This is a genomic window from Brevibacillus brevis (genome assembly GCF_900637055.1).
GTDB lineage: Bacteria > Bacillota > Bacilli > Brevibacillales > Brevibacillaceae > Brevibacillus > Brevibacillus brevis.
The window spans coordinates 477,255-494,174 of the sequence record NZ_LR134338.1 but is presented as its reverse complement, the minus strand read 5'-3'; the positions used below and the strand labels follow the sequence as shown (position 1 = coordinate 494,174).

At 48.9% G+C, this 16,920-nt stretch carries 15 protein-coding genes and 1 pseudogene; 4 read left to right on the top strand and 12 right to left on the bottom strand.

Annotated elements, in window-relative coordinates:
- Positions 1 to 35 precede the first annotated feature (35 nt).
- The 3 genes from EL268_RS02885 to EL268_RS02875 all read left to right on the top strand — a co-directional run bounded on the left by EL268_RS02885 (position 36) and on the right by EL268_RS02875 (position 3,402).
- Positions 36 to 1,043 (top strand): FecCD family ABC transporter permease, encoded by a 1,008-nt coding sequence (locus EL268_RS02885; protein WP_106657078.1) that lies wholly within the window; start codon positions 36 to 38, stop codon positions 1,041 to 1,043.
- Complete coding sequence (locus EL268_RS02880) at positions 1,043 to 2,080, top strand: FecCD family ABC transporter permease (protein WP_106657077.1); 1,038 nt, start codon at positions 1,043 to 1,045, stop codon at positions 2,078 to 2,080. Before EL268_RS02885 ends, EL268_RS02880 begins: the two co-directional genes overlap by 1 nt.
- Positions 2,081 to 2,574: 494 nt before the next feature.
- Complete coding sequence (locus EL268_RS02875; RefSeq protein ID WP_106656303.1) at positions 2,575 to 3,402, top strand: ABC transporter ATP-binding protein; 828 nt, start codon at positions 2,575 to 2,577, stop codon at positions 3,400 to 3,402.
- A gap of 77 nt (positions 3,403 to 3,479) precedes the next feature.
- Here EL268_RS02875 and EL268_RS02870 read toward each other — a convergent pair whose 3' ends face one another.
- Complete coding sequence (locus EL268_RS02870; RefSeq protein WP_106656304.1) at positions 3,480 to 3,890, bottom strand: MerR family transcriptional regulator; 411 nt, start codon at positions 3,888 to 3,890, stop codon at positions 3,480 to 3,482.
- A 112-nt stretch (positions 3,891 to 4,002) separates the two neighbouring features.
- Here EL268_RS02870 and EL268_RS02865 point away from each other — a divergent pair, with 112 nt between their 5' ends.
- Complete coding sequence (locus EL268_RS02865; protein ID WP_106656305.1) at positions 4,003 to 4,767, top strand: SDR family oxidoreductase; 765 nt, start codon at positions 4,003 to 4,005, stop codon at positions 4,765 to 4,767.
- 78 nt (positions 4,768 to 4,845) lie between these two features.
- On the opposite strand, the gene eno is transcribed toward EL268_RS02865, so the two are convergent.
- From eno to EL268_RS02810, 11 genes and pseudogenes are all read right to left on the bottom strand, one after another.
- Positions 4,846 to 6,132 carry a phosphopyruvate hydratase gene (gene eno, locus EL268_RS02860; RefSeq protein ID WP_048034946.1) on the bottom strand — a complete coding sequence of 429 codons (1,287 nt, stop codon included), beginning with the start codon at positions 6,130 to 6,132 and terminating at the stop codon, positions 4,846 to 4,848.
- Positions 6,133 to 6,217: 85 nt separating this feature from the next.
- On the bottom strand, positions 6,218 to 7,759 hold the full coding sequence (gpmI, locus tag EL268_RS02855; protein WP_106656306.1) for a 2,3-bisphosphoglycerate-independent phosphoglycerate mutase: 1,542 nt from the start codon (positions 7,757 to 7,759) through the stop codon (positions 6,218 to 6,220).
- 12 nt (positions 7,760 to 7,771) lie between these two features.
- On the bottom strand, positions 7,772 to 8,530 hold the full coding sequence (tpiA, locus tag EL268_RS02850) for a triose-phosphate isomerase (RefSeq protein WP_106656307.1): 759 nt from the start codon (positions 8,528 to 8,530) through the stop codon (positions 7,772 to 7,774).
- Between the two features lie 21 nt (positions 8,531 to 8,551).
- A complete protein-coding gene (locus EL268_RS02845) occupies positions 8,552 to 9,736 on the bottom strand; it encodes a phosphoglycerate kinase (RefSeq protein WP_106656308.1) in 1,185 nt (394 codons plus the stop codon).
- Between the two features lie 99 nt (positions 9,737 to 9,835).
- A complete protein-coding gene (gene gap, locus EL268_RS02840; protein ID WP_106656309.1) occupies positions 9,836 to 10,840 on the bottom strand; it encodes a type I glyceraldehyde-3-phosphate dehydrogenase in 1,005 nt (334 codons plus the stop codon).
- Positions 10,841 to 10,859: 19 nt separating this feature from the next.
- Positions 10,860 to 12,224 carry a Na+/H+ antiporter NhaC family protein gene (locus EL268_RS02835; RefSeq protein ID WP_106656310.1) on the bottom strand — a complete coding sequence of 455 codons (1,365 nt, stop codon included), beginning with the start codon at positions 12,222 to 12,224 and terminating at the stop codon, positions 10,860 to 10,862.
- An 18-nt stretch (positions 12,225 to 12,242) separates the two neighbouring features.
- Complete coding sequence (locus EL268_RS02830; RefSeq protein ID WP_106656311.1) at positions 12,243 to 13,268, bottom strand: sugar-binding transcriptional regulator; 1,026 nt, start codon at positions 13,266 to 13,268, stop codon at positions 12,243 to 12,245.
- Positions 13,269 to 13,434: 166 nt separating this feature from the next.
- On the bottom strand, positions 13,435 to 13,713 hold the full coding sequence (locus EL268_RS02825) for a glutaredoxin family protein (RefSeq protein WP_174769413.1): 279 nt from the start codon (positions 13,711 to 13,713) through the stop codon (positions 13,435 to 13,437).
- Positions 13,713 to 15,086 (bottom strand): RNA polymerase factor sigma-54, encoded by a 1,374-nt coding sequence (gene rpoN, locus EL268_RS02820; protein ID WP_106656312.1) that lies wholly within the window; start codon positions 15,084 to 15,086, stop codon positions 13,713 to 13,715. The genes EL268_RS02825 and rpoN overlap by 1 nt, the downstream gene beginning before the upstream one ends.
- Before the next feature lie 148 nt (positions 15,087 to 15,234).
- A pseudogene (locus tag EL268_RS02815) lies at positions 15,235 to 15,693 on the bottom strand (FecCD family ABC transporter permease); the annotation flags it as partial.
- A 399-nt stretch (positions 15,694 to 16,092) separates the two neighbouring features.
- Entirely contained in the window at positions 16,093 to 16,872 is a 780-nt protein-coding gene (locus tag EL268_RS02810; RefSeq protein ID WP_106656314.1) for a hypothetical protein, read from the bottom strand.
- Between the last annotated feature and the right edge of the window lie 48 nt (positions 16,873 to 16,920).

Here is a 16,920-nt window from a genome sequence, read left to right as displayed (position 1 = left end):
TATGAAACCATCTAAGAAATAAGGATGTAGCCATCATGAATTCTTTTTTAGCTAGCAACTTTCGTAAAATTCTGGGAGTGGCATTCGCCCTTCTCCTCTTGACTTACCTCAGTTATGCCAGCCTCATCTTTGGCGTCATTGACACGAGTTGGCAAACTGCGATTGATGCCTATACGAATTTCAACGGTTCCAATGAACACATCGTCATTAAAGAAGTGCGAGTACCGCGTGTGCTCAATGCGCTTACGGTCGGTTTCTGCCTCGGCTTGGCCGGAACTCTGCTCCAATCCTTGACGAGAAACCCTGTTGCAGACGTTGAACTGTTCGGTCTTAATGCAGGTGCTTCTCTTTTTGTTGTGTTCGCCGTTACATTCGTTGGGATCAGCTCCTTGACCCAGTTTACGTGGATTTCCTTTTTAGGAGCCGCTGTAGCAGGTTTGATCGTCTACTTGCTCGGTTCGTTCGGCAGAGATGGGCTTTCGCCTGTGAAGCTGGTTCTAGCGGGTGCAGCGATCACCGCTTTGGCTTCCTCGATCCGACACGGCATGATGGTTCTTAATGAAAAGGCCATGGACGAAGTGCTTTTCTGGCTGGCAGGGTCAGTCGGAGGCAGAAAGCTGGAGTATTTAGCCACTGTCTTTCCTTATATGATCATCGCCTGGATCGCTGCTTTTGTCCTCGCACGTCCGATTCAAACGTTGTTGATGGGTGATGACGTAGCAAAAGGTCTCGGACAACGCACATTATTGGTCAAATTCAGTGTTGGAATCGTCATTGTTCTCTTATCCGGTTGCGCGGTTGCTGTTGCTGGACCTATTGGTTTTGTCGGATTGGTCACTCCGCATCTGGCCCGCTATCTCGTCGGAATCGATACTCGCTGGGTGCTTTTGTACAGCGGTCTGCTTGGTTCCATCCTGCTGCTGTTAGCAGACATCGGCGCTCGCTATATCGCAATGCCTGCTGAAGTTCCTATTGGAGTAATGACAGCCCTGATCGGGATTCCGTTCTTCATCTATGTCGCACACAAGGGGCTGGATAAATAATGAAAGACTACCTGTCTCTTCGCATCGGCAAGCGCTTTTCATCGTTTCAGCTACATAAAAAGACGATCTGGTTTTCGCTACTCGCCTTGCTTATTGTCGTAGCAGTGGCGGTTGTCAGTCTCGGAATGGGTGAAATGAAAATCGCCCCGCTCGATGTGGTAAAAGTTTTGTTGGGAATCGGTTCAGAAGAGAATGCTTTGATAGTGGAGCAATTTCGCCTGCCGCGCATCGTCATTGCTATTCTCGTAGGTGCCGCACTCGCCGTTGCTGGTGCCATCATGCAGGGCCTCGTCCGCAATCCGCTGGCTTCCCCGGATATTCTTGGGGTGTCAGGTGGAGCATCTGTTTTTGCAGTCGGCTTCTTGATCTTATTTGAAACAGCGAGCATCCAGTGGCTTCCTCCCATTGCTTTTTTGGGAGCAACATTGACGACATTCCTGCTGTACGCCCTCTCTTGGAAAAAAGGCGTCACGCCGCTTCGTCTCGTCATGATCGGTGTTGGAATCAAAATCGCAGCGGGTGCCATCGTCACCATGCTGATCATGTTCAGTCCGTTTTTGCTGCAAAATAAGGCATTGCTCTGGCTGACAGGAAGCATCTACGGCGTTGCCTGGAATGACGTATTCATGATTTTGCCTTGGGTTGTCGGACTGATTCTCGCAGCTGGCTTCCTTGCTAGACGCGTGAACATTCAGCAGCTCGGCGATGATCTGGCGACGAGTCTCGGCAGTTCCTTGCAATTGGATCGCTTTCTCCTGCTCATGATTTGCGCGGCTTTGACGGGAACAGCTGTCTCTGTTGGAGGAGATATCAGCTTTGTCGCTTTGCTGGCCCCACACATTGCCAAGCAACTGATTGGTCCGTCCTTTGGCGGTACCATGACACTCTCGGCTTTCTTGGGCGCCATTATCGTATTGCTTGCGGATTTGATTGCACGCATGGCTTTTTCACCAATCGAAGTGCCTGTAGGGGTATTCACCTCCGCCATCGGCGCTCCGTTTTTCATCTACTTGCTGTACAAAAACCGAAATCGTTAGGAAAAACTTTGTCCCGCTGTGGTGGTGGGGAGGAAACAGGAGAAAACGCTCAGCTTCTTGGGCTACCCGCTGTGGGATGGACTGCCCGACTCCATGAAAAAAAGCGAAACCCGCGTCCAAAGTAGCCATTTCACGTTGTGTCACAGAGGTGGACGCTAAAAGCGCGTTTCTCTTTTTTTCATTGCGTCTCGGTCGGCGTCCCAAAGATCTTCGCTTATTTCTCCTGTTTCCTCTACAAGCTTGCCATGTTATCCATGTTTTTAAAGATTGAAAAGATTGAAGAACGCCGTCAGTTACGACAGAGAAGAATATTTCCAGACGTAGCGACTACCACTTTTGCGTTTCCCCGCGAATCCCTTCGGAGCGGACAGTGCACGCCTTCCAGTGGGACGTAGCCTGGAGCCTAGACTGGAAATATTCTTCTCCCACCACAGCCACATGCGGCCCTGAAAATATTTTTTAACTTCCTATACGTTGAAAGGAGTCAAGACCATATGCAAGCTTTGGAAACCCAACGGCTTACGTTATCGTACGGAGAACGCAATATCATTGAAGCGTTAGATTTAAATATCCCACGTGGAAAAATCACGGTTTTCATTGGCAGTAATGGCAGTGGCAAATCGACATTGCTGCGCTCTCTGGCACGTTTACTCAAACCAAAGGAAGGCGCCATCCTGCTTGAAGGTGAATCGATCGCGAAACGCTCTACCAAAGAGGTAGCCAAACGCCTTGCTATCCTGCCTCAAGGCCCATCTGCACCAGAAGGATTGACGATTCTGCAATTGGTCAAACAAGGACGCTATCCCTATCAAAACTGGCTACAGCAATGGTCAGAAGAAGACGAGCAGATGGTCAACAAAGCATTGGCAGCTACTCAACTCACGGATATGGCTAACCGTGCCGTCGACAGTCTCTCTGGCGGCCAACGTCAGCGCGCCTGGATTGCGATGACACTGGCCCAAGGTACCGAAACGATTTTGCTGGATGAGCCTACGACTTATTTGGATATGTCACATCAGATTGAAATTTTGGACCTGTTGTTTGAACTGAATCAAACGGAACAGCGCACCATCGTCATGGTTCTCCACGATTTGAATCTCGCTTGCCGCTATGCCCATCATATCGTTGCCGTTCACAATCAGACCGTAGTGGCAGAAGGGGCTCCGAACGAAGTACTGACGACAGACCTTGTCCGTACGGTTTTCGATATGGATTGCCAAATTACGCAAGACCCGTTGTATGGGACTCCTATGTGTATCCCATACAGCAAAAGCCGTCTGAGCACTGTGCAGGCTGAACCAAAAGCATTCGCCATGTCCTAAGCACCAAACAACAAAAAGACTGTCCATCGAATAGTATGGGCAGTCTTTTTTCGTATGCAAAAACGTCCTTCATGAAGCTAATGGGCAGGTTGCCGCAAAGCCAATGTCGCTCGCTCGTCCATTTTTTTGACCAATTCGGGATCTTCGTAGGTTGCTATCTTCGCATCAATGAGCGCAAGGTTTTTCTGGAATTCCTCGATTTGCTTTTCCACTTGTTCACGATGAGCGATAAGGAGGGCTTTTCTCTCCTCTAGCTTTTGGCTGCCTTGCTTACACCAATCACTATATTCTTTGATTTCTTTAATGGGCATGCCGGTATTTTTGAGGCAGCAGATTAAGGCTATCCAATTGAGATCCAATTCGCTAAAGAGATGGTTGCCGTTTTTGTCTCTTGAGACAAAGGGTAGCAGGCCTTCTTTGTCATAGTAACGCAATGTATGAGCGGGTAGGCCGAATCGGTCAGCCACCTGCTTAATCGTGTAAAACATACTTTTTACTCCCCCTTGACTTAAAGTAAACTTTAACCTTTATGCTCACTATAGATCACATGTTTACAACCATTCAAGTGGTCCAACCATAACGTAAAGGGGATAAATCGCTATGAAAAAAACACAAAAGATCGCGCTGGTAACGGGTGGTAGTCGCGGGCTAGGGCGAAATTCAGCTATCGCACTATCTCGAAAAGGATTTGATGTCATCCTGACGTATCATTCTCGCAAGGAAGAAGCGGAGTTGGTAATCAAAGAAATTGAGGAGAATGGTCAAAAAGCTGCTACCCTGCAACTTGATGCGGGTGGCGTATCCACTTTCGAAGGGTTCGCATCCCGCCTTGCCGATGTACTGAAAGAAAAATGGCATACGGAGCATTTCGATGTTCTGATTAACAATGCTGGTTTCGGAGTGAACGCTCCGCTTTCAGCTACCACTGAGGAACAGTTTGACAGTTTGGTAAACGTGCACCTCAAAGGTGTATTTTTCTTAACACAGAAATTATTGCCCCGTATTTCTGATGATGGACGAATCATTAATGTCTCGACTGGATTGACCCGGTTTGCCCTTGACGGCTATGGAGCATACGCCGCCATGAAAGGCGCCGTCGAAGTATTGACGAGATATATGGCAAAGGAATGGGGAAAACGGGGCATCCGGGTTAATACGATCGCCCCGGGAGCGATTGCTACGGACTTTCGGGGAGGAGCAGTACGGGATAATCAGGAAATACAAGACTTTATTGCTTCGCAAACAGCGTTAGGCCGGGTTGGGAGAGCTGATGATATTGGTGGTCTTGTCGCGTCATTGTGCACCGACGAAATGGGCTGGGTGAACGCGCAACGAATCGAGGCTTCCGGTGGCATGTTTCTTTAATCCTACAAAAAGAACAGCGGCAGTCCCGGACTTTTTTTCGTCCTGGACTGCCGCGCTCTATCTAGCAATCATGCAAGCTTACTTCTTCAGGTTGTAGAATGCAGAACGACCGCCAAAACGAGCAGTATCAGCGAGTTCGTCTTCAATGCGCAGCAATTGGTTGTACTTCGCTACGCGATCCGTGCGGGAAGGCGCACCAGTCTTGATTTGACCTGCATTTGTAGCCACTGCGATATCCGAAATCGTAGAGTCTTCGGTTTCACCGGAACGGTGGGAAATCACCGCAGTATAGCCAGCCAGCTTCGCCATTTCGATTGCTTCGAAGGTTTCTGTCAGCGTACCGATTTGGTTTACTTTTACCAGAATGGAGTTACCTGTAGAGGTCTCGATTCCGCGAGCCAGACGCTCTGTGTTCGTTACGAACAAGTCGTCACCTACCAGCTGAACTTTGCTGCCAAGTTTGTCAGTGAGTGCTTTCCAGCCATCCCAGTCGTCTTCAGACAGACCGTCTTCGATGGAGATGATTGGGTATTTGTTTACCAGATCTTCGTAGAACGCGATCATTTCTTCTGTTGTTTTCACAACGCCTTCGCCTTCGAAGTGGTATTTGCCGTCTTTGAACATTTCTGTAGCTGCTACGTCCAGCGCGAGGAACACGTCTTTGCCTGGCTCATAGCCTGCTGCTTTGATCGCATCCAAAATGGTTGTGATCGCTTCTTCGTTGGATTTCAGGTTTGGAGCGAAACCGCCCTCATCCCCTACTGCTGTGCTCAGGCCTTTTTCACCCAATACTTTTTTCAGGGAGTGGAAAATTTCCGCACCTGTGCGCAGCGCTTCCTTGAAGGAAGTAGCACCTACTGGCATAACCATGAATTCCTGAATGTCTACAGTGTTGTCTGCGTGCTTACCACCGTTCAGGATGTTCATCATAGGAACTGGCAACATTCTCGCGTTGAAGCCGCCGAGGTAGTTGTAGAGAGGAACGCCAAGAGAATCTGCAGCTGCACGTGCTACTGCCATGGACACGCCGAGAATCGCGTTTGCGCCCAGCTTGCCTTTGTTAGGCGTGCCGTCGAGCTGAATCATCGCCATATCGATGCCGACTTGATCCAGGGCATCCATGCCGATCAGTTCAGGAGCAATGATTTCATTCACGTTTTCTACGGCTTTCAGAACGCCTTTGCCCAAGTAACGGGATTTGTCACCGTCGCGAAGCTCAACTGCTTCATACGCACCTGTAGACGCTCCAGATGGAACATCTGCGCGACCCATCGAGCCATCTTCGAGATACACTTCTACTTCCACAGTTGGATTACCGCGGGAGTCCATAATTTCGCGTGCATAAATGTCAGTAATCATTGCCATTTCTCGTCCATCTCCTTTTTTCATGTGCACTTACACTCTATTTCGATAAACGCCAAGCTACCCTTACAGTGTGTCCCAGTGAAGCCTATTTTGCAAGTAACGATTTACCTGTCATTTCAACTGGTTGCGCTACCCCCAAAAGCTCCAAAAGCGTTGGCGACAAGTCGGCCAAAATACCGTCTTCGCGCAGAGCAGCTCCGTCTTTGGTCACGATTACAGGCACCGGATACGTACTATGTGAAGTAATCGGACGTCCCGCTTCATCCAGCATCAGATCCGCGTTGCCGTGGTCAGCCGTGATGACGGCTACGCCGCCTTTTGCTACGATTGCATCGACTACTCTGCCCAAGCATGCATCGACTGTCTCGACTGCTTTGATGGTTGGCTCCATCATGCCGGAATGACCCACCATGTCGCAGTTGGCGAAGTTCAGGATGATCGCATCAAAATTATCTGCCTCGATCTCAGCGACAACAGCGTCTGTCAGCTCTGGTGCACTCATCTCCGGCTGCAAATCGTACGTCGCTACTTTTGGCGAAGGAATCAAGATACGCTTCTCACCTGGAAACTCCTTTTCACGCCCGCCGCTGAAGAAGAATGTCACGTGCGGGTATTTCTCCGTCTCGGCAATGCGCAGCTGCTTCAAACCGTGCTGGGAAAGCACCTCTCCCAACGTGTTATCCAGATTGGAAGGCTTGTAAGCGACATACCCGTCAACCGTCTCGGAAAAATGCGTCAGGCACACAAAATGCAGATCGCGTGGGCGCTCATCTCCGCGGTCAAAGCCACGGAAATCTTCATTCGTGAATGCCTGCGACATTTGAATCGCACGATCTGGGCGGAAATTATAAAAAATAATCGAATCGCCGCTTTGAACGGTCGTCACTGGTTTTCCTGCCTCGTCGAGAATCACGGTTGGCATGACGAACTCATCCATAATGGACTTTTCGTAGGATTCCTTTACCGCTTGAACCGGATCACGATAAGCCGGAGCATCTGCGTACACCATGGCACGATACGCCTTCTCTACGCGTTCCCAGCGTTTGTCACGATCCATCGCATAGTAGCGACCTTGTACGGTAGCAATGCGGCCAACGCCGATCTCTGCGATTTTGGCTTGCAGCTGTTCGATATAGCCCACTGCACTGTCAGGCGATACATCCCGGCCATCGAGGAAACCGTGAATGAACACATCCGCAAAGTCCTGCTTTTTCGCCAACTCGAGCATCGCAAACAGGTGGTCAATGTGACTGTGTACACCACCGTCGGACAAAAGCCCGAACAGATGGAGCTGCTTGCCGTTTTGCTTCGCGTGCTGGAAAGCAGCGATCAATGTTTCGTTTTCAAAAAATGCGCCTTCTCGAATCGACTTGGTAATGCGCGTCAGATCCTGATAAACAACACGCCCTGCCCCGATATTAAGATGGCCTACCTCGGAGTTCCCCATCTGTCCTTCTGGCAGTCCAACAGCCAGCCCACTTGCCTCCAGGGTCGCATGAGGGTATTGGTTCCAGTAACGGTCGAAATTCGGCTTGTTGGCTTGTGCTACTGCGTTTCCATGCGTTTCGTTACGCAGAGCAAAACCATCCAAAATCAAAAGGGCAACCGGTTTTGGTCTTTGTGCCATTGCTTTCTCCTCCTATCGCGACGTAGCTCCTGCCACAAGCTGCAAGTAACTGTCCGCTACGAGGCTCGCTCCACCGACCAATGCTCCGTCGATATCCGGCTGTGCCATGTAGCTTGCGATGTTTTCCGGCTTTACGCTTCCGCCGTATTGAATGCGCACTTTCTCCGCTGTCGCTTGTCCGAAGCGTTCTCCGATTACGCTGCGAATAATCGCAATCGTTTCATTCGCATCCTCTGCCGTGGAAGACTTGCCTGTGCCAATCGCCCAAATCGGCTCGTATGCAATAACCGTATCCGCCACTTGTGCAGCGTCTACTCCAGCAAAGGCACCTTCTGTCTGCGTACGGACTACGTCAGCTGTCTCGCCCGCTTCCCGCTGCTCCAGACTCTCGCCTACGCACACAATCGGTACGAGACCTGCTGCTAACGCGGCTACAACCTTTTTGTTCACCGTCTCATCTGTTTCATGGAAATATTGACGGCGCTCGGAGTGACCAAGGATCACGTACTCCACACCAATCTCTTTCAGCATGGACGCGCTGATTTCGCCAGTATACGCACCTTGCTCTTCAAAATGCATGTTTTGCGCGCCGATGGCAATATCCGTACCCGTCAGCTCTTCCTTAAGTGCAGCCAACGCTGTAAAAGGTGCGCAAATGACTTTTTGTACTCCAGAAGTATTATTGCCTGCCTTGGCTTCCTGCGCAAACGCTCTTGCCTCGGCCATCGTCTTGAACATCTTCCAGTTCCCCGCGATAATTGGTGTTCGCATGCAAACTCCCCCTCTTCGCTCTTATTGGTTATCTGCCAACACAGCTACGCCTGGCAGTTCCTTGCCTTCCATGAATTCCAGGGACGCTCCGCCGCCTGTAGAAATATGTGTCATCTGCTCGGCTACGCCTGCTTTCTCCACAGCTGCTACGGAATCACCGCCACCGATGATGGTCGTACCGCTGCATGCTGCCATCGCCTTGGCTACGCCAATCGTGCCGCCTGCAAAGGCATCCATTTCAAATACGCCCATCGGACCGTTCCATACAACCGTTTTCGAATCTACAATGACCCTGTGGTACTGTTCCACTGTTTTTGGCCCGATATCGAGTGCCATCCAGCCATCTGGGATTGCATCGATTGCCACGACCTGCTTTTCTGCATCTGCCGCAAAACGGTCAGCTACCACTACATCAACTGGCATCAGCAATTGAACGCCGCGCTCTTTTGCCTGATCCATCAACGTACGTGCGAGATCGAGCTTGTCGTCTTCACACAGAGAAGCACCAATGCCATACCCCTGTGCTTTGAGGAATGTATTCGCCATACCGCCGCCGATAATTAGGTGATCAACTTTGGTCAACAAATTTTCAATGACAGCAATTTTATCTTTTACTTTTGCACCGCCGACAATCGCTGTAAACGGACGCTCCGGATTGGACAAGGCTCCGCCCATGAAGCGAATCTCCTTTTCCATCAACAAGCCCGCAACTGCGGGTATGTACTCAGCGATTCCCGCTGTAGAAGCATGTGCCCGGTGAGCTGTCCCGAATGCATCATTGACAAACAGATCAGCCAAGGCCGCAAAGCTTTTTGCCAGTTCTGGATCGTTCTTTTCTTCTCCCGCATGGAAGCGCACGTTTTCCAACAGGATGACGTCGCCAGATTCCATCCGTTCCACTGCCGCTTCTACGTCAGCACCATGGCAATCTTCCAGCTTACGCACGTCCTTGCCCAAGAGCGAGGATAGATGGGCTGCGACAGGAGTAAGACGCATCTCTTCCACTACTTGGCCTTTAGGACGCCCAAAATGGCTCGCCAGGATTACTTTGGCCCCTGCCTCCATCATGAAACGGATGGTTGGTACAGCAGCACGAATGCGTGTATCGTCGGTGATTACCCCGTCCTGCATCGGCACATTAAAGTCGACACGGCAGAATACGCGCTTGCCTGCCAGCTCAACATCGCGGATAGATTTCTTGTTCATGAACGATCCTCCCAAATCATTGGCTTTTTATTCGGAAAAAAGATATGGGAAAAGGGAGATTGCTCTCCCTTTTTTTCCACAACAGTTCTATTTTACGTGTTAGAAGCCGCGCTGTGCAACATAATGACACAAGTCTACGACACGATTGGAGTAACCCCACTCGTTATCGTACCAGGAAACGACTTTCACCATGTTTCCTTCCAGTACCATAGTAGACAAAGCATCAATTGTGGAGGATGCAGGGTTTCCGTTGTAATCAGACGATACGAGCGGCTCTTCGGAGTAGCCCAGAATGCCTTTGAGCGGGCCTTCTGCCGCTTCCTTCAGCGCGTTGTTGATTTCTTCAACAGTTGCATCTGTCTTCAGCTCAACTACCAGGTCCACTACCGAAACGTTTGGAGTTGGTACACGCATAGCGAAACCATTCAGCTTGCCTTTCAGCTCAGGCAATACGAGTGCCACTGCTTTTGCCGCTCCTGTAGAGGTTGGAATGATGTTCTCCGCAGCAGCACGGGCACGGCGCAAATCTTTGTGCGGCAGGTCGAGAATTTGCTGGTCATTGGTGTAAGAGTGAACGGTTGTCATCAATCCGCGTACGATGCCGAATTTTTCATTGAGAACCTTCGCGTATGGCGCCAAGCAGTTCGTTGTGCAGGATGCGTTGGAGATCACGGTGTGTTGTGCTGGATCGTACTTGTCTTCGTTTACACCGATTACGACTGTAATGTCTTCATTTGTTGCTGGAGCAGAGATGATGACTTTTTTCGCGCCACCTTCCAAATGCTTCGCTGCATCTTCGCGCTTCGTGAAGCGTCCAGTCGATTCCACTACGATTTCAACACCGTAATCTGCCCACTTGAGTTGAGCGGGGTCGCGCTCTGCCAACACCTTGATTTCTTTGCCGTCAACGATGAGCGTGTTCTCGGAAGCTTCAACGTTCACGTTCAGTACGCCATGTACGGAGTCATATTTCAAAAGGTGCGCCAGTGTGTGCGCATCTGTCAGGTCATTGACCGCTACGATTTCTACATTCGGATTGTTCAGTGCTGCACGAAATACGTTACGACCGATACGACCAAATCCGTTAATACCTACTTTTACCATAATGTATACCTCCTGCTCATTAGCTAGCTTTATTCTTCATCGCGAGAAACCTGCCCTCCGGCGAAAACCAGCGGGTCGATAATATCGTTACAATCGGTAATAAGATTGGAAAAAACACAAAGGGCAATGTCTGGATCGTCGAAACACCTAACGTGAGCGCCATCATCATCGATAGTCCGTTCCACGGAATCAGTACAGGCATGACAACTGTGGAGTCCAGCATCGTCTTGCCCAACAGCTCGCGCCCTCCCTCCCATTGGGAGAACCGCCCGAGAAGAGTAGAGCCGAGAACCAGAATCGGAATGGTTTGATTACAGCTGATGATGACCACTAACAACGACAATGCCGCTGCCTTCGCTACCAATACTGTCTTATTTTTTGTATGGCCCATCATTTTGTCTACGATGGGGGTTAATAAATTGGCTCTGTTCAAAATGCCGTTTAAAAAGCCTGCGAGAATGATTAACGCCAGAACACTGAAGATGGCGAACATCCCGCCCCCATGGACCAGTTGATCCAGCGGCGTTCCTGAATGAAGCTCAAATCCAACTAGCATCGATGTAAAAAACGTCTTCACATCCAAATTCCCATTGATCCCGACTAGAATCGCACTGGCTCCGATACCGTAAAACAATGCCTTGACCGCCTTGACTCTCAGTGCAAAAGAAGCAATTAATACGACGAGCGGCAGCATCAAGCTCCAATGTACAGAAAAATGACTGACTAGCAGCTCTTGGTACATTTGAATGGTATCCGTCGAGTTCGCCTGCGGTCGAAACAGATCAAGGATCAGGAAAAGCAACGCGCAAATCGCTACCGTAAGCAAAGCAGGACGCCGTATTCTTCTTTCCTGCTCTTCTGTCATACCGACATTGGAAAGCACCAGTAAACGACTGCTGGATATCGGTGAGAAACGTTCCCCCACCATCGCTCCAGAGATGAGCGCACCTCCTACGATCGCAGGTGATATCCCTGCTGCGTGTGCAATGCCCATCAGGGACAGCCCAATCGTACTCAGCGTACCGATTGATGTACCCAATAAATAACTGACGCCTGCGGTCAACAGAAAAGAGAGGACGAACAAATACTCGACATTCACAATCGACAATCCGTAGTAAATGATGGCGGGTATGGTTCCTCCCATCATTAATAGCGGAATCAAGAGTCCTACTAAAAACAGAATCGTAAGGACGGGCTTTGCCTTTTGGACACCTTCCCAGCCAAAAACGAGCTGCTGCTTCCACGGATACCCCAATCTTTTTACACTAACCAGTGTGACCAAGATCGCAAAAACAATCCCCCATGCGATCGGAAAACCGAGCGATAGGCTCAAAATGATGCCAGCGATCATTGCCAAGATGGGTGTTACCGATGTGATAGACATGCGACCGACTTCCTTCCGTTACAATCGTGTGGACAACAGCGTGTAAGCTGCCCCTTCGTCCGTAATGAGTACATTCTGACACGATTGCTTAGCAAAGGAAAGAATCGCTTTTGCCTTGCTTTCGCCCCCCGCAATGGAGAGCACCGTTTCTGCCTTGTGCACTTCCTCAAGCTGCAAACCAATGGTCGGCATTCTGTGGACCGTTTCTCCCGCTTCATTAAAGTAGTAGCCGAATGCTTCTGATACAGCACCCGTCTCCACTAATTCTGCGAGCTCTTCCTCCGAATAATTTCGCCTTTTCGCCATCTTGACGGCATCCCCGATTCCATGCAAAACGATTCGAGTCTCGCCCAAGAGCGACAACACATCTTGCACTTGCGGCTCTTTGACCAATGTCTGCAAGGCTTCTGGATGGAGGCGATCCGGTACGTGAAGAAGCCGATAAGAAGCACCTGTTTTCGCTGCCATGGCGGAAGCGAGCGTATTCGCTTGCAGCTCTACGCGTTCTCCCAGTCCACCGCGAGCAGGGACAAACTGAACGTTTTTGAACGAAGCAGAAGGCGTCAGATGACTTGCTACGCTAGCGATGGATGAACCACCTGTTACCGCTACAATGTCTCCTTCTTGCACGACCTGTTTGAGGACCCTTGCCCCTACCCGTCCCAGCTCTTCCTTTACCCAAGGCGATTGGTCTGCGTTGCCCTGCACCACAATGACTTCTGGTATGCCCAGCTTTTTTTGCAGGCGCTCCGCCAAGTCAGTAAGGCCGAATAGCTCTCCGACGAGAGGCTCCATGTCGTCCAAGACTTGTTGTCCTTCTTCACTCAGGCTCATTCCGGCAGCCGTTACATAAAGGAGCCCCGTCTCTTTTAGCAGTTCCACTTCTGCCCGCAAAATACGCTCAGTGGTATCCATGGCTTGAGCGAGACCTCTTCTGCCAATCGGCTGCAAATGATAGATGGATCGGAGCAACATGTACCGCTGACGCAAAACCTGAATCAAGTCAGGCAACAATTTTTGTTGCAGTTCCAGTAAACGTCGCATTTGGCCTTCTTCCTTGGTTACAAATTGTTGATCGGGACGTTTTATGTCCCTGTATATACATTTTTTGTCCCGCTTGGTGCAAAAAAAAGATCACTTGCTACAACTCGAATGTATCATATTTAACAAAATCTTGCAAGTTCCCCCGAGCCTATATAAAAAGTGCCACTCATGACTGAGCGGCACGTCTATCTAATTCGTTTCGCAGCTCCTCGAGCGTCACCACATGTGTAATGGAGCGAAACACGATCTCTCCATCTATCTCAACTACTGGAATGACAAACATCATTTCTTCATGCAAGACCGGATCACTTTCAATATCAACCATGCGCATACGAAGGGGGAACTCCTCCGCCAGACCTCGGATGTAGAGCTCCACCTCGTCGCACAAATGACATTTCTTTCGTCCGTACAAAACAATTTCAAACGTTTTTTCATTCATTCTCATTAAAACCTCTTTCGTTTGGCCGACGATGGGATCAGCATCTCTTCCCGGTACTTGGCAACCGTGCGGCGGGAGATTTCAATCCCCTCTGTAAGGAGCATCTCACCCAACTTTTGATCAGATAACGGAGACTTCCGATCTTCTTGCTCGATCAGTGCTTTGATCCTGCGCTTCACACTCTCAGAAGAAGTCGCTTCCCCGCTGGAAGTAGAGAGTGCTGACGTAAAGAAATACTTCAGCTCAAAAATTCCGCGCGGTGTTTGGACGTACTTGTTGCTGGTTGCCCGGCTGATCGTCGATTCGTGCAGGCCGACCCGCTCTGCTATTTCCTTTTGCGTCATGGGCTTTAAATAATGAATTCCCCGATCAAAAAACTCCCGTTGCATATCGAGGATGGCCTGTGTTACACGCATAAGCGTCAAGCGGCGCTGCTCCAGACTTTTTGCCAGCCACATGGCGGCATTCAGCTTATCGTGAATGAACTGTTTGGCTTCATCCTGACTTTTTTGCTGGCTCAGCATTTTTTCATAGAAGCTGTTGATTTTCAGTCGCGGTGCAGCAACATCATTGACCAATACTACATAATCATTCCCGACCTTCTCTACCGTCACATCTGGAATGACATATCTTGTCTCTACTGTGGAAAAAGCCGCCCCTGGACGCGGATTCAGCGTACGGATCAGGTCTGCCATCGCCTGTACCTCTTGCGGTGTACATCCGATTTTGTCTGCGATCCGCTGATAGCGATTGTCCGCCAAATCTTGCAGGTGGTTGCGAACGACCTGAACGATCTTTTCATCATCGAGCGCCAAATGCCCGAGCTGCAGCAAAAGACATTCTTCCAGGCTGCGTGAAGCTACGCCTACCGGATCAAAATGCTGCAAAACGGACAACACGTCCTCAATCTCCAGCATTTCAGCGCCCAGGCGCGCACTCGCTTCCTCCAATGTAATTTCCAAATACCCCTTCTCATCCAGATTCCCGATCAAAAAGAGAGCGATCTGTTTTTGCAGCGACGAGAATCCTTTTACATAGCCGAGTTGACGCTCCAGATGTTCGTACAGCGTCTCCGCACCTTGCTGGACGTGATCCAGCGGATTGTAAGTGCTTTCATTTTTCGACGAGCCGTACTCACCTGTCGCGCGATTGCCCACAATTTCTTTCCAGTCAATCTCAGGAGCTGGTTTCTCTGCTTTTGCAGAAGCGACTTCTCCAGCCACTTCAAGGTCGAAAACAGGATTTTCATTTGCCTGATCCTGCAAATAGGAGATGAGATCAATGGCTGAATACTGCAATATGGTAATCGCTTGGCGTAATTCCGGCGTCATCACTAATTTCAATGTTTGTTCTTGAAATAACCCCAATCCCATGTTCATGAAGCTCGCCTCCTTCGCACTTGCTCATGCTGCTCGATGACTCTTTATTTTCATTATATTCGTTCTCTCATGCAATTTTCCTGCCAAATTATGATACAGCAGCACAAAAAAGTGACCCTTGTGGTCAGGATCACTTTTGGAGTCTTTCCTATCCTTGGCGGCTGCGATAAAGCATCATGATAAAAAAAGGAGCTCCTACCGCTGCCGTAAACACGCCAACAGGCACATCCAGTGGGACAAACAGCGTCCGTGCCACCAAATCAGCCACTAAAACGAAAAGTCCACCAAGTATGGCAGAGGCAGGGAGTAAACGACTGTAGCCTGAACCGATCAGCTTGCGTGCCATATGCGGAGCCATCAAGCCAACAAAGCCTATTCCTCCTGCAATCCCGACTGCTGCCGCTGCCAACGCCACACTAATGGCAATCAAAATGAGCCGCTTCCGTTCGACGGAAACACCCAATCCTTTTGCTATTTCGTCCCCTAGCTCCAATGAATTCAGTGTCCTTGCCTGCATCATAATCAGAATGAAGAATCCGACTGTCCACGGAAGTAAACTAAACACATGATTCCACGAACTCCCGTACACAGTCCCGGACATCCAGCCAAGCGCTTGGTGTACTTAGACACACAGAATGAGATATGACGAAAACCGAAAAAAAGTGATGAAAAGTGAGCTATACCAAGGATTCTACGATAAGACAAGTACGAAAAGCAAAATGAGAAAAAACGAGAAAAAAAGGCGATTTCAGACTGTAAGGGTCCGAAGGTCGCCTTTTAAATTTAGGTCATTAAAAGCTGTTTAAAACCGCATTATATTGCGTTTAACTCGGCTTTGAAAGGGAGTAAAAAACGGAAATCTTCTCGCCGTACCTAACGAACTTTTCCAAACGAACTTACGAACTGGTTCGTTAGTTGAAAATACTGGTGTTATAAGCAAGTTTCTCTTGTGGAAGTCTTTTTAAAAAGCAATTGAATAAACATGCGGAATAATGAATAAAAAAACTCAATTTGCTGGCTTGATCTTAAAAGCAAGACTTTTAGCAGAATCATTAAAGGAAAACTCGAATTTTTTACCATTAAAGTCATACTCAAGTGGTTCATTGGGTTTCTTTACTGATTCGGAAGCCAGGGCAAAAATTTTATTCATGTCGGCCTGTGTTACATCTGGAATTACAATCTTAGTTGCAAATCCCATTAAAGTCATTTGTTCAAGAACCGGGGTGTTGCTGTTCAATTCTGAAGTAATCATTGAAATGCTGCTCACTTCACCATTAGTATTTTCAAAAACCTCTATGTAAGAAAAACCAGTAGGATGCGATATGTAGGAGGTTTTACCACCAATGTTTTGTTTCTTCCATTCTGTTACCGCTTGAATAGGTTCGGTAGTTACGTTCCCCGGCTCCATGAATGATGAAATAACTACCTGTGTTTTAACGCCTAAAGAAGATAATTCTTGTACAGGCGGCTGAGCTGACTGAATGCTTGGTGCTTCTGCTGGCTTGTCCTGTACTACCGTCTTGGCCTGGGTGACTGGTTGGGGTGTGGCAGCGGGTTTACTGTCGGCATTTGCGGAGGTTGGGCTGATTTCTTTGGAGATGCTGAAAGCCAGGATCATTACTAGGCAGACTATGAACATTAGACTAGCCTGGATAATAAAATGTTTTCTTGAAAACATCCGGCCCTTCTGAGCTTTGTTCATAATATTGGGGCTAAATATTCCAATTACTCCTAATAGAAAGCCAATAAAACTAACGAAACTTAACCCACCAAAGACAAGAGACATAAACTATTCTCCTTTTTGTGATTTTATTACAAATTATACCACAATTCG

Coding starts and splice junctions, on each gene's coding strand:
- EL268_RS02825 (WP_174769413.1), bottom strand. CDS start 13,713: ATGAGAATGAATGAAAAAACGTTTGAAATTGTTTTGTACGGACGAAAG.
- EL268_RS02835 (WP_106656310.1), bottom strand. CDS start 12,224: ATGTCTATCACATCGGTAACACCCATCTTGGCAATGATCGCTGGCATC.
- gpmI (WP_106656306.1), bottom strand. CDS start 7,759: ATGGCACAAAGACCAAAACCGGTTGCCCTTTTGATTTTGGATGGTTTT.
- EL268_RS02830 (WP_106656311.1), bottom strand. CDS start 13,268: ATGCGACGTTTACTGGAACTGCAACAAAAATTGTTGCCTGACTTGATT.
- tpiA (WP_106656307.1), bottom strand. CDS start 8,530: ATGCGAACACCAATTATCGCGGGGAACTGGAAGATGTTCAAGACGATG.
- EL268_RS02880 (WP_106657077.1), top strand. CDS start 1,043: ATGAAAGACTACCTGTCTCTTCGCATCGGCAAGCGCTTTTCATCGTTT.
- rpoN (WP_106656312.1), bottom strand. CDS start 15,086: ATGAACATGGGATTGGGGTTATTTCAAGAACAAACATTGAAATTAGTG.
- EL268_RS02870 (WP_106656304.1), bottom strand. CDS start 3,890: ATGTTTTACACGATTAAGCAGGTGGCTGACCGATTCGGCCTACCCGCT.
- EL268_RS02875 (WP_106656303.1), top strand. CDS start 2,575: ATGCAAGCTTTGGAAACCCAACGGCTTACGTTATCGTACGGAGAACGC.
- EL268_RS02845 (WP_106656308.1), bottom strand. CDS start 9,736: ATGAACAAGAAATCTATCCGCGATGTTGAGCTGGCAGGCAAGCGCGTA.
- EL268_RS02885 (WP_106657078.1), top strand. CDS start 36: ATGAATTCTTTTTTAGCTAGCAACTTTCGTAAAATTCTGGGAGTGGCA.
- EL268_RS02810 (WP_106656314.1), bottom strand. CDS start 16,872: ATGTCTCTTGTCTTTGGTGGGTTAAGTTTCGTTAGTTTTATTGGCTTT.
- eno (WP_048034946.1), bottom strand. CDS start 6,132: ATGGCAATGATTACTGACATTTATGCACGCGAAATTATGGACTCCCGC.
- gap (WP_106656309.1), bottom strand. CDS start 10,840: ATGGTAAAAGTAGGTATTAACGGATTTGGTCGTATCGGTCGTAACGTA.
- EL268_RS02865 (WP_106656305.1), top strand. CDS start 4,003: ATGAAAAAAACACAAAAGATCGCGCTGGTAACGGGTGGTAGTCGCGGG.